At 47.1% G+C, this 16,399-nt stretch carries 11 protein-coding genes; 2 read left to right on the top strand and 9 right to left on the bottom strand.

What is annotated here, in order from left to right:
* Positions 1 to 142: 142 nt before the first annotated feature.
* A complete protein-coding gene (locus K5Q99_RS14860; RefSeq protein WP_246604504.1) occupies positions 143 to 1,924 on the bottom strand; it encodes a methyl-accepting chemotaxis protein in 1,782 nt (593 codons plus the stop codon).
* 146 nt (positions 1,925 to 2,070) lie between these two features.
* Positions 2,071 to 2,715, bottom strand: coding sequence for an MBL fold metallo-hydrolase (locus tag K5Q99_RS14865; protein WP_071939562.1), 645 nt, complete (start codon positions 2,713 to 2,715; stop codon positions 2,071 to 2,073).
* A gap of 255 nt (positions 2,716 to 2,970) precedes the next feature.
* Between K5Q99_RS14865 and K5Q99_RS14870 the strand changes: the two genes are divergently transcribed.
* Complete coding sequence (locus K5Q99_RS14870) at positions 2,971 to 4,260, top strand: alpha/beta fold hydrolase (RefSeq protein WP_220777303.1); 1,290 nt, start codon at positions 2,971 to 2,973, stop codon at positions 4,258 to 4,260.
* Positions 4,261 to 4,732: 472 nt separating this feature from the next.
* Here the strand turns inward: K5Q99_RS14870 and K5Q99_RS14875 are convergent, their stop codons facing one another.
* Positions 4,733 to 6,820, bottom strand: a complete 2,088-nt coding sequence (locus tag K5Q99_RS14875; protein WP_220777304.1) for a DNA topoisomerase III — start codon at positions 6,818 to 6,820, stop codon at positions 4,733 to 4,735.
* Positions 6,821 to 6,986: 166 nt separating this feature from the next.
* Here K5Q99_RS14875 and K5Q99_RS14880 point away from each other — a divergent pair, with 166 nt between their 5' ends.
* A complete protein-coding gene (locus K5Q99_RS14880; protein ID WP_012089583.1) occupies positions 6,987 to 7,274 on the top strand; it encodes a hypothetical protein in 288 nt (95 codons plus the stop codon).
* 230 nt (positions 7,275 to 7,504) lie between these two features.
* On the opposite strand, the gene purF is transcribed toward K5Q99_RS14880, so the two are convergent.
* The 6 genes from purF to K5Q99_RS14910 form a co-directional block, all read right to left on the bottom strand.
* Positions 7,505 to 9,019, bottom strand: coding sequence for an amidophosphoribosyltransferase (gene purF, locus K5Q99_RS14885; protein WP_006085457.1), 1,515 nt, complete (start codon positions 9,017 to 9,019; stop codon positions 7,505 to 7,507).
* Positions 9,020 to 9,288: 269 nt separating this feature from the next.
* Complete coding sequence (locus tag K5Q99_RS14890) at positions 9,289 to 9,777, bottom strand: CvpA family protein (RefSeq protein WP_006082220.1); 489 nt, start codon at positions 9,775 to 9,777, stop codon at positions 9,289 to 9,291.
* 115 nt (positions 9,778 to 9,892) lie between these two features.
* Positions 9,893 to 10,645, bottom strand: a complete 753-nt coding sequence (gene dedD, locus K5Q99_RS14895) for a cell division protein DedD (protein ID WP_220777305.1) — start codon at positions 10,643 to 10,645, stop codon at positions 9,893 to 9,895.
* Positions 10,638 to 11,909, bottom strand: a complete 1,272-nt coding sequence (gene folC, locus K5Q99_RS14900) for a bifunctional tetrahydrofolate synthase/dihydrofolate synthase (RefSeq protein WP_220777306.1) — start codon at positions 11,907 to 11,909, stop codon at positions 10,638 to 10,640. The genes dedD and folC overlap by 8 nt, the downstream gene beginning before the upstream one ends.
* 44 nt (positions 11,910 to 11,953) lie before the next feature.
* Positions 11,954 to 12,739, bottom strand: coding sequence for a tRNA pseudouridine(38-40) synthase TruA (gene truA / locus K5Q99_RS14905; protein ID WP_012587332.1), 786 nt, complete (start codon positions 12,737 to 12,739; stop codon positions 11,954 to 11,956).
* Positions 12,740 to 12,841: 102 nt separating this feature from the next.
* On the bottom strand, positions 12,842 to 16,306 hold the full coding sequence (locus K5Q99_RS14910) for a FimV/HubP family polar landmark protein (protein ID WP_220777307.1): 3,465 nt from the start codon (positions 16,304 to 16,306) through the stop codon (positions 12,842 to 12,844).
* Positions 16,307 to 16,399: the final 93 nt, after the last annotated feature.

The raw sequence follows: 16,399 nt of genomic DNA on the forward strand, positions 1-16,399 counted from the left end.
TCAATCAGTGCCTTAGAGGCCAGCATCAAGCTGTTTAATCGTTTTAGGTGAAGTTCTGGGCAGTATTGGTGTAAAGAATGTTGTAGGATATTGGCTTCGCGCATCTTGTTGTCCAAGTGTAGTTTTTGGCGAAACCATTTGATCATGCAACAAGATGCGCTTCCACCCTAATTTGATGATTTATTTGTAAATCATCAGGGGATTCTTCAGTGCGCAGTATCTGGGATTGATTATCTAGGCTAATAGAGGTCGATTCTATCTGCTCGATAATCTGTGATACTTCACGGGAATTATCGCGGATCACCATCATACTCGAAGCGATTTCTTTAGAAACCAAGGACTGTTCCTCAGTCGAAGCGGCAACCTGAGTATTGATCCCATGAATCGCTTCCGTACTGTGACGAATATCCTCAAATACTGCCACGATACGTTGCAGCTCTACCCCCGCCTTTTGCATAAGCGTCGCCGCTTGAGTCACAGATGTACCCACTTGATTCGTACGACTTTGAAGGCTTGCGACAATATCATCGATTTCCTTGGTGGAATCTTGGGTACGCTGGGCTAATGATCTAACCTCATCGGCCACCACTGCGAAGCCTCGCCCTTGCTCACCGGCCCTTGCGGCTTCAATCGCGGCATTCAGTGCCAGCAAATTCGTCTGCTCTGCAATCGCCTTAATCACACTCAACACATTACTGACTTGGGTGCTTTCGTTCACTAAATGCGACATAGAGTCTTGAGTATTGGTAAACTCAGTTTCCAATACCGACATGGCTTTCAACGCTTCCGATACCGTCTGTTTACCCACAGTGACATGCGCTTCATTTTCAGCGGCGCGGCTTTCAGCGTTCGACGTACTCTCACTCACATGCACTAACGTCGTGGTCATTTCTTCCATCGCACTGGCGCTGGCGTCCAGTTCTCTCGCCACCCGATTTGAGCTTTCACGCGAAACTTGAATGGATGCCTTGGTTTGCTTCGCTAAATCAGCGACCTCTTTTGCAATACCATCCGTTGTCGATAAGGAACTAGCAAGGGAAGAGATAAACAAGTTGATTTGATTAACGATCTCGCCAATCTCTCCCTGAGTAGTAACGGAGATCCGCCGCGCAAGATTTTTAGATCGCTGAATGTCGAGCAACTCACTACAGGTCTGCACTAAGGGAGTCACAATCCGACTCTTAACGATAATGAATCCACCAACGGCCGCTAGAATCACGATGAACAATACTAACTGTGACCAGTTTAATGCCGCATGTAAGGAGTCGAGTCGACCATTAACGTCACCATCTGTACGTTTATCCAACGCCGTAAAGAACTCATCAATCGGCTGCATGATCTTGGCTTTTTCTCTATGGTATTGGTCGCTATGTAGTAACTCCCTCGCCATGGTTAAGTTCGGCTCGCCTTTTATCGTGTAGGTTTGGGTGTTGGGGTCCATAAAGATACCTTTGACGGCATTCATGGCTTTCACTTCGAGAGCGACTAACGCATCTGAGTTTTTTTGGGCTTGTTCGAGGTAACGGAATTCTTCATCGGAAAAACCGAGGGACTTCATTTGCTCTTTTATAGCAATTCTCGCGCCGTCTGGCTTTGGCTTATCGCCATAACTCAGTACCAAATCCCAATAAATCTGATGGTACTTTTCGGGTCTGGGTTTCTCACCATTACGGATAGCCAAAATATCCATATACATTTTTTCGTATTTTTCATCACCAGTGACGGCGTAGGTACGGGCGAGACGTGTTAAGTCATCGGAACCTTGCCTTAATTCATCGGCAAGTTGATAGGACTGATATCGGATGCTGGCGGCATCATTAAAGAGATCGATTTTAGACTTCACATTGAAGCTCAGTGCCGCAGAAATCACGGCACTCGCGACTATGGTCGAAAATACCACACTCATCATGGTTTTTGTTTTCATACTTACCCCAATAGACGGAAGAACTGCTTTAAGTCTAGAAGGAAAATCAGAAAACATCGGTAAAAGTGGGACAATCAATGGAAATAATCATTTGATTTGCGAGTGATTATCGCTCACAAATCAAACAGTTCTTAATGACGTGACACTTAGAGTAAAAGTTGGTCCGCGACAAAGGGATTATGCTCGCGCTCTTCACCAAAGGTCGATATAGGACCATGCCCCGGAATAAATTCGACGTCGACGCCTAAGGCCCACAGTTTTTCGGTGATCGAGTGAATTAAATCCTGATGATTTGATTGAGGAAAATCGGTGCGACCGATTGAACTTCTAAACAAAATATCCCCCACCCACGCTAACTTAGATTGGGCAGAGAAAAGTGCAATGTGTCCCGGCGTATGCCCAGGGCAATGCAGCACAGACAAGCTTTGCTCACCCACTTGCACGTTATCGCCGTCCTGCAGGTATTGATCCGGTTCAAAGGCATCGCAATGAGGAAAACCGAAGTTTTGGCTTTGCTTAGGTAAGTTATCAATCCAGAATTTATCGGCGATATGCGGCCCAATAATCGGCACATTGGTGGCTTGCGCTAAGGCTTTTGCCCCACCGACATGATCGATATGCCCATGGGTAAGAATAATTTTGTCGAGGACGAGTCCAAGTTTCGTCACTTCGTTTTGGATCCTGTCAATGTTTCCACCAGGATCCACGACCGCAGCTCGCTTGGTTTTTTCACACCAGATCAGGCTGCAATTTTGCTGAAAAGGTGTCACTGGAATAATCTGATACTTCATAGCTTCAATCTCGTGTTATCCATAAGCGATAGATTACGCTAAGAAACTCATCATGGCTCAAATTTAAAATGGAAAAATTGATCTTCACCAAAAGCTAATCAAATAATCCTAGCCTGCTGCAAAAACTATTTGGTCTATACCCAAGGTAGTTGAAGATACGAGTTTCAACTAGCCTAGGTTGCTGCATCTTCAGGTTATTTGGGTATACAATCAGCCAATCACAATAACATGATCCTCTGCCATTAAGGTTGTTTGATGAAACCTGATATTATTCTCGCCGGAGTGCTGGCGAAGAAACATACTTTTACCTTGCCCCTCAACTATCAAAATCCGATTGCAGAGCAAATCCAAGTGTTTGCCAGAGAACTCTGTAGCCCAGAAAACAAAGATAAAAAGCTACCTTATATCGTATTTTTCCAAGGCGGCCCCGGATTTGCGGCCATGCGCCCCGCCAGCAACAGCGGCTGGATCCGCCGCGCATTAAAAGAATATCGGGTGTTATTACTCGATCAGCGCGGCACAGGCTTATCAACACCGATTAATTACCAAAGCCTGCAACACTTAGAGCCCGCAGCTCAAGCTGAGTATATGAGCCATTTCAGGGCTGACAATATCATTCGTGATGCCGAGACGATTCGTGCCCAACTTTGCCCCGCCGATAAATGGGCGATTCTTGGCCAAAGTTTCGGGGGATTTTGCGTATTACATTATTTAAGCGCCGCCCCTCAAGGTGTCAGCGAAGCCTATATTACCGGCGGCATACCGTCATTAACCCGCAGCGCTGATGACGTCTACCTTGCAACTTATCAACGCGTGCTGGCGAAGAATAAACAATTTTTCCAACGCTTCCACGATGCCCAACATTTAGTTACTCGCTTAGCAAAACACTTGCTTGAAAATGAAGTGTATTTAGCAACGGGAGAACGCCTCACGGTTGAAATATTGCAGCTGCTGGGTATTAATATCGGAATGGAGCAAGGTCCTGAATCGGTTTACTATTTACTTGAGCAGGCTTTGATCAACACGGCTTCTGGAACAGTCGTGAATCCGTTATTTTTAAATCATTTTGGTCAAATGCTCGACTACAACACTAACCCGATTTTTGCCCTGCTGCATGAGGCGATCTACTGCCAACACTCAGCTTCACAATGGGCGGCACACAGAGTGAGACAACAATTCCCCGCCTTTAACTATCAGCAAGGTAAACCGTTTTTATTCACCGGCGAGATGATTTACCCTTGGATGTTTGACCAATTCAGTCACTTAGTACCGCTTAAAGCCGCGGCTGAAATCCTTGCCCATAAATCAGATTGGCCTGCACTGTATAATCTTGAACAACTGGCGCAAAACCGCGTCCCCGTTGCCGCAGCTATTTACAGTGAAGATATGTTTGTCGAGATGCAATACAGCCTAGAAACCGCGCAACAGGTCGGCAGACTAAAGTATTGGTTAACGTCAGAATATGAACACAACGGCATTCGCATGGATGGCGAGCACATACTGGATAAGCTCATCAGCTTAAACCGAGGTGACACCTTAAGATAAAGGTTAATTTTAAGGGCTAATTAAGTTAACGCTGACATTATAAACCTGCTCCTCATCTATTGAGTGATTTTGGCAAGTTTCAACGACCTATTTCCGTATGAGTAAACCGTTTTGGTTTACTCTTTTTTTTTTGCCAAAATTTAGGCCTATTTCGCGCCATTGTTATACCAATCACATTAAATATCTAATCAGTTCAGAGCCTCACAGGCATCTCAATCCAAGGCGCATTGACGCAGAAATGGTTATTCCCTTTTAAGTCAATGTAACACCGGAGTGGGATGCCTGTGTGGCTCCCAAAGGGCGGGTTTCAAAGCGCTTTACACTGCGTTCAAAGCTTTCGACAGAGCACCACTATGCCTTCAAGCCTTCGCCTTGTCTAAAGCGCGTTAAACTCCCGCTGAATGAACAGATATTTAATACGATTGGTATTAATGGCCGGAAATGCCCCTAAAACCAATGATACTCGTGCCTATCAAACCTCAGCAGCCACTTTGCGTGTTCGACTCCGAGTCCCTGAACTCGCACTCGACTTTTTCGCACTGCTACTTGTCGTTGTACTTGTTTTAGCGGTACTTGCCGTGCCAGTGCGTTTTGCAGAGCTAGAGGCTTTACGGTAAGGCGACTTGCGATAACCTTGGCCTTTTAAACCATTAAGCGCGGTGGGCAGTTGTGCTCCTGCGTTTTGAATAAGCGTGGATAAAGTACCGAGCAGCGGTTGCATAAAGGCTTGATAGGAGGTTTCTTTATGACAAATGCCGTTCAAGCTGGCTTCCCAAAGGGCGGTCATGTCAGGCGTTGTTGCACTCGCGGGCAGGCTGTTAATCAAGCCCTTACCCACATCCGTCGAAACGATAGATTTACCTAAGCGTTGTAAAAAACCGCGTTTGAACAGCAATTCGATAATACCAGCACGGGTGGCCTCAGTACCTAAGCCATCAGTTTCTTTAAGAATTTTACGGATCTCAGGGTCGGTCACATAACGGCTAATACCCGTCATTGCACCAAGTAAAGTGGCATCGGTAAAGGCTTTTGGTGGCTTAGTATTTTTCTCCAGCAACTCGCCTCGAGTACAATGTAAAGCCTGCCCTAATTTCAGAGGCGGTAATTGGCCGATAAACTCGTCATTCTCCTCATCGTCCTTGCCCGCGCTTTCTTCCGTCGACTTGTTGCCACTCGCCTTACTGCCATGAGGCTCTTGGCGAGCAAAGAGTTGCTTCCAGCCGAGGGACTTATCCTGACGTGCCTTGGTATTAAATAAGCCGCCCTCTATCGTCACTTGCACAGTAGTTTCACTGTAACAATAGGCCGGATAAAACTGAGCTAAGTACTGGCGGGCAACATGAAGATATAACTGCCTCTCACGCTGACTTAAGCTGGATAAGTTAGCCGTTTTCTCGGTAGGCACGATGGCGTGGTGGGCATCCACTTTTTTATCATCCCATGCCTTGGATTTAAGCCGTGGATCGGGGGCATCGGCGCCTTGCAGTAACTCAGCGGCACCACCGCTAATCGCCTTAAGTACCGACGGCGCTAGGCTATGTTGCTCGACGGGCAAATAACGGCTGTCAGAGCGGGGATAGGTAATGAGTTTATGGCGCTCATACAAACTCTGGCAAGTATCGAGCACGTCCTTAGCACTCATGCCAAACCGTTTCGCCGCATCAATTTGAAGCGCGGATAAGCTGTAGGGCAAAGGCGGATTCTGTTTCTTGTCCTTAGCCACTAATTGAGTCACTAAGGCAGGTTTATTACTGATGCGACTCACCACATTTTGCGCTAACCCTCTGGCTAGTACTCGCCCTTCTTCGTCCATATACGGCTGACAAGCTTCGCTGGGTTGCCACTTAGCACTGAAGGCTTCCAGCTTTTCGGTCGCCAAATGCGCTAGCACTTCATAGAAAGGTTTAGATTGAAAATTAGCAATCTCTTCATCACGGCGCACCACTAGCCCGAGTAAAGGCGTTTGCACTCGCCCGACGGACAATACGCCTTGATAACCAACCTTTTTACCTTGGATAGTATACGCGCGGGTCATATTCATGCCGTAGAGCCAATCGGCGCGGCTACGGGCTAAGGCCGATGTGGACAAAGGAATAAACTCGCGATTACTGCGCAGCTGCGTTAGCGCCCGTTTTACGGCTTGTGGGTTTAAGTCGCTGATCAGTAAACGCTGAGTTTGATGTAATTTATCACCCGTCACGCCAAGATAGGCAATCACTTCATCCACGAGTAATTGCCCTTCACGATCGGGATCGCCTGCATTAACCAGCGTGTTAGCTTGTTTGACTAATCGTTTCAGCACTGTGAGTTGGCTGCGAGTTGCGGCCTTAGGTTTTAGTTGCCACTTGTCCGGCACTATTGGCAAGTGCTCGAATTTCCACGACTTAAATTCGGGATTATAGGCATCAGGTTCTGCTTGTTCGAGCAAGTGACCGACACACCAAGACACGCAATCGCCATTGGCGGCTTCGATAAATCCATCGCCTTTTTTATGGGGTTTAGGCAATACATCGGCAATGGCCCGCCCTAGGCTAGGTTTTTCAGCGATATAGAGGATCATACAAACACCAAGCACTGGATATAATTACAGTATAATTTAGCCCAAACGTCCGTTGAGTGCAAATTTCTGTGACAAACCGAGCTTAAATACCAAAGCTAAAGTGTAAATTCAATTGCGAATAGTTCTCAACAACAACTAGAATGCACTAAATTTTAGAGGAGTGGCTATGAGACAGTTTGCAATAAATGCGCGGCAGGCGATGACAATCAGTCCAGCATTGATATTAAGATTCAATCAGTTACTGCTATTTCATAGCCTGATGTTACTCGCGATAAGCATGCTCACTAGCACTTGGCTGGGACAAATGAAAATCATCAACATGCCTTTAGCTTGGGGATTCATGCTAGTAATGCCCATTGCGGTGAGTTTATCGCTACTGCTAAAACATCAAGTCACCCGCCATAGCTTAAGCAGCTTATTCGGGGTGTGGATGCTGCTGTGGATCTGGGGATGAGCCAACTAACCTATGGCTGAAAAGATCAGCAGCCTCGCATCTCCAGCAATGGATTGGGTACTCGGATGTCGAGAACTAACACTCAGAGAAGTTTCCCCTCGCCCAATCGCGGCACCTTTCCCAAGTGGCGGTTAACGCTCTATAAAAAAGCCATAAAAAAAGCCATAAAAAAAGCCATAAAAAAAGCCAATGACATTATCACTGGCTTTTTATCCGCCTAACGTTTCACCTTATGGGTGACAGACGTTATGCAGTTCTAAATTAGTACCGATATCTTTATTGCGATCCGCTTTAGCATCGTCATTACGCAGTTGCGTCAAGTGATCTAAATACGCTTGATCTACATCGTTAGTGATGTAATGACCATCAAAAACAGAGGTTTCGAAACGCTTAATCGCTGGATTTTCCATTCTTACCGCTTCGATTAAATCAGGTAAGTCTTGGAAAATAATGCCATCGGCACCAATTAACTTAGCGATTTCATCGGCATCACGGCCATGGGCGATCAACTCGTTTGACGTTGGCATGTCGATACCGTACACGTTCGGGAAACGAATTTCCGGCGCGGCAGAGGCAAAGTACACTTTCTTGGCACCCGCTTCACGGGCCATTTCGATGATTTGCTCAGACGTCGTACCGCGAACGATAGAGTCGTCCACCAACAAGACATTTTTGCCTTTGAATTCAGTGTTAATCGCATTCAACTTGCGACGCACTGACTTCTTACGTTCCTGTTGACCCGGCATGATAAAAGTACGGCCAATATAACGGTTTTTCACAAAACCTTGGCGGTACGGTAAGTCCATGCAACGGGCAATTTCCAGCGCGATATCGCAAGAAGTTTCAGGAATAGGAATCACCACGTCGATGTCGTGATCGTACCATTCTTTCTTAATCTTCTCGCCAAGCTTAGCGCCCATGTTTACGCGACTGGCATAAACAGACACTTTATCGATAGTCGAATCTGGACGGGCAAAATAAACGAATTCGAAGATACAAGGTGCGTAGCTAGGTTCTGCAGCACATTGACGGGTATATAGCTGACCGTCAATTGACACATAAATTGCTTCACCTGGCGCCACATCACGCATCACTTCAAAACCGACGGCATCGAGTGCCACGCTTTCAGAAGCGACCATGTATTCAGTACCCGTTGGCGTTTCGTGCTTACCTAACACCAGAGGACGAATACCAAATGGGTCACGGAACGCGACTAGGCCTTGACCAATGATCATGGCAACAACCGCGTAGGCACCACGAGCTTGTTGGTGTACGTTAGCGACGGCATCGAACACTTCTTCCGACGTCAGGGTCAAGCTAGTGGTTTTTTGCAGTTCGTCAGCCAACAGGTTGAGCAACACTTCAGAATCCGAAGTGGTGTTCACATGGCGACGTTTTTTGATCAGCCCTTCGGCTAATTCGACTGTATTGGTTAAGTTGCCGTTGTGGGCTAAAGAGATCCCAAATGGCGAGTTAACATAGAAAGGCTGCGCTTCAGATGCGCTTGAACTGCCCGCAGTTGGATAACGCACATGACCAATACCTGCATTACCTTGTAGGCGTTGCATGTGTTTGACTTCAAAAACGTCTTTGACCAGACCATTGGCTTTACGCAGTCTGAAAGCACCACGATCAATGGTCACAATACCTGCCGCATCCTGACCTCTGTGCTGCAACACTGTCAGTGCATCATAAATGGTCTGATTAACCGATGATTGGCCAACTATTCCGACGATACCACACATGGGTAAGCTTCCTCATTGTAAGATGTTCTATGCCCTTTCATGTTGAAATATAAGCAAATGATAAAGTAAACCTCTAGCCTTTCGGCTTAAGTGCTACCTATTGGTCGCCAAGGTATCTCGTCACTAACCTGCTAATCGCAATCGCACGCCTAAACTTGCTATTGCGCTCACAGTTACCCTGTTTTTAGGCATAAGCCCTTGAACAGGAGTGACGTACATACCTAAGCGATTGCTACTTTCCATCACTTAGGATTAATTAATTTTCTTTCTTATAGTTTGGGTACAAAGCTGGAGGTGTTTTCCAAATAGTCAAAAAACCATTGAATGACAACGCCAAATTCGGGCACTAGCACAGAGTCCTTCCACCATTGGGTGTTGGGCGAGCCTGTGAAAGCATCCATAAAAAACAGCAAGGCGCTCACAATTAGCGCGCCTCGAATAGCACCGAAACACAGGCCCAAGAGCCGATCAGTGCCAGATAATCCGGTTTTGACAACAAGTTGTCCGAGAATATAGTTAACTAAGGCTCCGAGTACCAAAGTGGTAATAAAGAGGATGGCAATAGAAACGCCATTACGCAGCATCTCATCGTTCATTTGAGTTAAGTGAACGGCAAGATCTTGGTAAAATTGGCTGGCAACAAAGAAAGCCGCGAACCATACCACTAAGGACATGGCTTCTTTGGCGAATCCGCGGATTAGACTGATGAGAGTCGATAATCCGATGACGAATATGATAGCGTAATCAATCCAAACCATTGAGATGGCTTTCCGACATGGGCTTTAAGACGGCGCGATTCTACCAGAGACTGAAACGATTCTCACCCCTAGAGAGGTAAATAAATCATTTTCAGTCGCGGATCTTATATCACCATTAAGATTCTAAGGGATTAAAAGGAACAATCCAGCCCTTAAGACGCGTGAGGTTTTCCACCTCAATTTGTATTTTCTTCAGCTTTGCCTCAGACACATCTGGCCCGACAAACACTTTGGTTAATACGCCATCTTTAGGATTTTCAGGGATAGTGTACGCTTTAAAACCACTCTTACGTAGCTGTGCAATTAAGGCTTTAACATTGGTTGCATTGTTAAAACTGCCAAGCTGCAAGGTAAAGCCACTTTTTAAGCTGTCACGGCTGGCAGCACTGGCTTTAGGCGTTTCTGCTTTGGGCTTTTCAGTCTTAGCGACGGTTGGCGCTTTAGTCTCAGCTTTTTTAGCGGGCTCCGTTTTTACCGTCGCCTTAGGTGGCTCTTTTTTAGGTTCTGGTTTCGCTTCAGGCTTTTTAACTTCTGCTTGCTTAACCTCTGGCTTCTTCACCTCGGGTTTAACATCCGCCTTAACGTCTTGCTTAGCGATGGCAGATGACTTGTCACTGTCGGCATTATTGCCTGTCTCAGCTAAGGCGACATCAGCACCACTCAGCGCGGCAGCATCTTCGGCCGACAAGACTTCAAACATATCATCGTCGGCTTTTTGCTGCTCAATCACAGTCGGACGCAAAGGTATTTCGGAAAACTGCTCTTCTTGGCGATCTTTTTTGCCATCCAAAATATCCGGCAAAAAAATCACTCCAAGCGCAACCAGCACCACAGTGCCGACTAAACGATTATGAAACTGGCTAGACAAAACGGACTTCCTGCATAAATTGAGACTTAAAACCTGCCACAGTGTAAAAGGAGCCAAACACAATTACCACATCATCTGGGTTAATTTGCGCTTTTAATGCCGACCATGCCTCAGCTATGCCCTCAAACTCAAATGCGCTGGCCTCAGGTGCTAAGGTTTTGCGCAGCATGGCAGAACTCGCGCCACGCTCACCATGAAGGCTCACTAAATACCAAGTGTCGACCAGAGGATGGATCACAGGCAACACGCCCGCAATATCTTTATCCTTCAACATACCACAAAGGGCAAATACGCGTTTACCTACAACCATTGGCGCTAATTGCTGCACCAAAAAACGCGCCGCATGGGGATTATGCGCCACATCGAGTAGCACTAACGGCTGCTCATTCACCCGCTCGAATCGACCGGTTAACCGAGCCGTGCTAATGCCCTCGGCAATAATCGCGGGCGCGATATCCGGCCAACCCTGTTCAATTACGGCCAATACCGTGGCCGCATTAGGTAGCGGCAAGGTCGGTAACGCTAAATCATGTAGTTTGAGCACTTGGCCTTGAAAGTCCCACAGATTGCTATGGACTTGATAACTGAATTCGTTGCCGACGCGATACAAGATTGCGCCAACCTCATTGGCAACATCATTGACGGTATGCGGCAAGTTGGGCTCGCCGACAATCGCAGCTTTACCGTGACGGAAAATACCCGCCTTTTCTCGGCCGACGAGTTCGCGGGTATTCCCCAGATAACTTTCATGATCTAAATCGACCGAGGTCACCACGCTGATATCGGCATCGATAATATTGGTGGCATCTAACCGTCCACCTAAACCGACTTCTAAGATGACTACATCCAGCTTGGCGGCTTTAAACAGTATCAGGCCCGCAAGCGTGGCGTATTCAAAAAAGGTCAGGGAAATCTCAGCGCGCGCCGCTTCAATTTGTTCAAAGGCGGCGACAAAGGCGCTATCACTGGCGTCGCAGCCATTAATACGCACTCGCTCGTTGTATTTAAGCATGTGCGGCGAGCTGTATACGCCCACAGTCAAACCCGATAAGCGCAGAATATTTTCCAGCATGGCGCAAGTCGTGCCTTTACCATTCGTCCCTGCCACTGTGACTATCTTGCTTTGGCCTAAATCTAATAGGCCAAGGGTTTGCGCGACCTTAGAAACACGGGTTAATCCCATATCGATTTCGGTTGGATGTATGGATAACAAATAATCCAACCACTGTTCCAATGCTGCATTTGACGCTGGCGCTGTTAGCATGTCCGTACATCCTCGTATTCGATAATCTCTCAAATAAGATCTTTTCAATCCAACATAAATAATGGCCCAAGGGCGAGCTTAGGCAATTGATATTGTTCTGGATAAGTCACATCAACTAAATAAAGCCCATGGGGTTTAGCCGTTGCTGCAGCTTGGTTTCTGTCTTTTAACGCGAGCAAATCACCCATCCACGTCAGCGGCTGATTGCCTAAACCGATTTCTAATAATGAACCGACGATATTGCGCACCATGTGATGTAAAAAGGCGTTGGCGGCGATATCAACAATCACATACATGCCTTGGCGCGTGACATTGACGCAATGTACATTACGAAACGGCGTTTTTGACTGGCACTGGACTGCGCGAAAGCTGGTAAAATCTTGCTCGCCTAAGAGTGCCTGCGCCGCTTGGTGCATTCTATCGGCATCAATATCGCCGTGATAATGGCTGACACCATGGCGTAAAATCCCAGGGCGAAAACTGTGATTGTAAATCACATAACGGTAGCGTCTGGCGGTAGCCGAAAAGCGCGCGTGAAAACTGTCGTCGACTTCTTTAACCCAACGCACCGCAATATTGTCGGGTAAATTGGCATTCACCCCTAAGGTCCATGCGCCTTCATTACGAATGGCATGGGTTTCAAAATGAACCACTTGGCCCGTGGCATGCACGCCCGCATCGGTACGGCCAGCGCAGAAGACGCCGATAGGCTCGTTGGCCACTATCGATAACGCCCGTTCTAATTGCGCTTGTACTGAATCGACTTCGGCCTGACGTTGCCAGCCAAAATAACCATTGCCGTCATATTCAATACCTAATGCAATCCGCATCCACTTTTCCTCACAATTGATTTAGCGGCGCATTTTATCACAGCAGCCCATAAAAAAAACGGCGCTGAAGGCGCCGTTAGGTTGAAACTCTCTCAATCGGGATTAACTCATCTCTTTGAGTAAACGTCCAGCTTCATCTTGCTGGCGCTCGTTACCATCAATTTGCACTTCTTTGAGCAGGGCTTTGGCGCTGTCGCTGTCGTCAATTTCGATATAAGCGCGGGCTAAATCCAGCTTAGCGTTGACTGAGTTTTCTTCATCATCGACATCAATCATAGCGGCGTCACCGATTAAGGCTCCGACATCACTCATTTCCACGTCGACTTCCGAATACAAATCGGTATCAGTGCCGTCTTCATCGGCATCATTCAACAACTTGTCGATGTCGATAAAGCCGTTTTCATTTTGGAAATTCGTTAAATCATGCTCAGGAACAAACTTCTTCTGTGCTTTACGCGACTCTTGGGCATCGAGTGCAGCTAACGCTTCATCGACAGTGAGATCATCGACGAGTGAGAAACTGTCTTCCGACGTCAGTACATCTTCATCGTCATCAAAATCGGTATTGGCCGTGAAAGCAGCTAGTACATTGTCGTCGCTTAAATCGAGGCCTTGCTCAGAATCGTCAGCATCCTCTTGGGTATCGAGTTTAAAATCTTCACTAAAATCAACATCGTTACGCGTCGCCTTAATCGGCTTCTCTTGAGTCGCATCATCCGGAGTAGGCGTATCAGCTAGCGAAGCATCGGCATTAGGCTCGACATTAGGCTCGACATCATAGACATCCGCTTCAGCCGCAGCATCGGCTGGCGTCGCAGCAGGTTTGGCCTTAGGCGCAAAATCAAGCTCTGAGTCCCAATCGAGCACGTGGGGATCTTTGCTCTTATTGGCTTTTAAATCATTAAAGAAAGAAGACTCTTTTTCCTTAACACTCGCTGCCGCGGTAGCGGCTGCCAAAGTGGCTGCAGCCGTAGTCAGGGCGTCAGAATCATCATCTTCACCCAACTCTTCAACTAACGAGAAAGTATCATCTGTGCCATCAATCGAGTGAGACGCACCAATACCTTTGAGTAAATTGTCTTCATCTGTGGCGTTATCGTCCGCATCAAGCTGCGCCGTTTCCATATCGAAGTCGAATTCATCTTCATCGGCATCGAGTTGCTCTGGCACATCAAATTCAGCTAAAAGCGCATCTAAATCTTCATCGCCTGACGCTTCGCCTTTTATATCTTCCGGTAACGAAGCTTCTAGCTCTGCGGCAATTTCTGCACTGATCGCATCATCTGCGGTATCGTTTTGTGCATCGTCTTCGGCATTGTCTTCAGCATCAACTTTGATTTCAGGCTCGGCATCAAAACTCGCCAGCAACGAATCAATATCATCGGATTCATCTACGCCTAATTCATCCAGTTCATCGTCTAACTCGGCGGCGATTTCAGCGCCAAGATCGGGTTCAACTTCGGGTTCTGCTGGTTTATCGAAATCAGCTAACAGCGCATCGATATCGTCAGTGTCTTCGACGCCAAGCTCATCAAGCTCTGCATCTAACTCGGCGGCAATCTCAGCCCCCAGATCAGGCTCGACTTCGGGTTCTGCTGGTTTATCAAAATCCGCTAACAGCGCATCGATATCGTCAGTGTCTTCTACGCCCAGTTCATCCAGCTCTGCGTCTAACTCTGCGGCAATTTCAGCGCCAAGATCAGGCTCAACTTCAGGTTCTGCTGGTTTATCGAAATCTGCTAACAAGGCATCGATGTCGTCGGTATCTTCTACGCCCAGCTCATCAAGTTCGGCATCTAACTCGGCAGCAATTTCAGCGCCAAGATCAGATTCGACTTCAGGTTCTGCGGTTGGCGTTGGTTTATCGAAATCGGCCAATAGAGCATCGATATCATCAACCTCTTCTCCGCCCAGTTCATCATCTAGCTCATCATCGAGTTCTGCGGCGATGGCGGCACTGAGATCTTCATCGTCAGACTCAATAGATTCTGTTGCAGGTTCTTTTGCCGTTTCTGGATCTTCAGCAGGAACACTAAACTCGGCAAGTAAGGCATCGAGATCATCGTCATCAGCGACGGCTTCATTGGCAGGTTGAGTATCTTCTACTTCAACGTCTTCTTCAGCTAAATCGCTAGCAAAGTTTCGCTCTAATTCACTTAAATCGTCTTCAGCGTCAGTGTTGTCTTCTGAACCTAGGCCCGCTAATAGCGCATCGAGATCGGCTTCCTCAAGAATATTGTCAGATTTAGGTTTTTCCTCAACAATATCCTCTTCCTGATCGCCCATGGCTTCGGCCCACAGGTCATCAAGAGATTGCCCTTCGTCTTCAACCTCAGCTTCGGCAGAGAGACCCGGATCGACAAACATTTCAGACGCCATATCCATCTGATCGTTTGAGTCAGTCAAATCTTGCTCAGGTTGTAAATCGACGCTGCCCATATCAAGCAGGCTATCGATAGAGTCCGCATGGTCGGTATCTAAATGCACCGCCATATCATCTAAGTCGTCATCATCCATGTCCATGATGGCAGTACCGGCAACGCCAGCAGCACCCGCGGCCATAACCGCTTCTTGCGCCTGCATTTCACGACGTTCTTTATTACGCTTACGGCGCAGCAACCAGAACACCGCCAGTAACAAGAACAAGGCAGGGATCACAGCGGCAGCAATCATTAACACTGGACTATTAAGGATATTACGCCATAAATCATCGGGCTCAGCGGGAGCCTGAGTCTCAGCTTCAGCCGTTCCCGTTGCCATCTCTGGCGTTTGGGCAGCTTCAACTTCGGCTTTCAAAGCTTGATTTTGCAGTTTGCTGGCTTGCAGGGTTTCTTCTAGCACGGCAATGCGTTGATTCAATTCTTCAACTTTCACTTTTAGCGCTTCAACATCTGAAGTGCGGACAGTGAGTTGATCTTGGGTGCGAGCTAATTCATCGGTTAATGACAGATTTTTACTTTCAGCTGCTTCTAAGCGCGACGTTACATCAGAGCTCAGCATCTTAGGCTTGTCTGGCGCCGGCGTTTCTACCACTGGCACTTTGGGCGGCGTCACTTTGGTTTCAGTGATCACTTTGGTTTCAGCAATCACAACAGGAGCAGTAACATGCGCTTGCGTAGTGACTTTCGCAGCAGGTTTCTGCACCGCTTTCGCTGGCGCACGGGATTGTCTGTCGCTTTGCTCTGCTCTTGCTATCGCCATATTATTGGGAATCGACAGCATGACTTCTTTAGACGGGATCAGCAGGATCATGCCACGTTCTAAACTGTTGTAGCTGGAAGAGTTAAACGCATGGGGGTTAGCATCATATAGCGCTGCCATCACTTGATAGACGCTGACACTGGCATCGGGACGGACTTTTTGCGCTATGCTCCAAAAAGTGTCTCTGGATGTCGTTGGGCCATATTGATGATTAACTTGACGGATCTGTCCGTCTGGCCCCATGATTTTTAAGGGTTTTAATCTTGGCGTATCTGCTGCAACGGCGGGATCAATAAAATAAGCGGTAGAAGAAACAGCTAAAACAGTGGCCATTAGACCCACAAGATACGAAGTGCGAAATTTCATCAATCCTTCCCTTTGAAGCGCTATAAAGTTATCTCGCTGATAACAGGCTTTAGGCAATTGTATTTATTGAGATTACTATAAACCAGAAATCCC

Source organism: Shewanella hafniensis (assembly GCF_019655335.1).
GTDB lineage: Bacteria > Pseudomonadota > Gammaproteobacteria > Enterobacterales > Shewanellaceae > Shewanella > Shewanella hafniensis.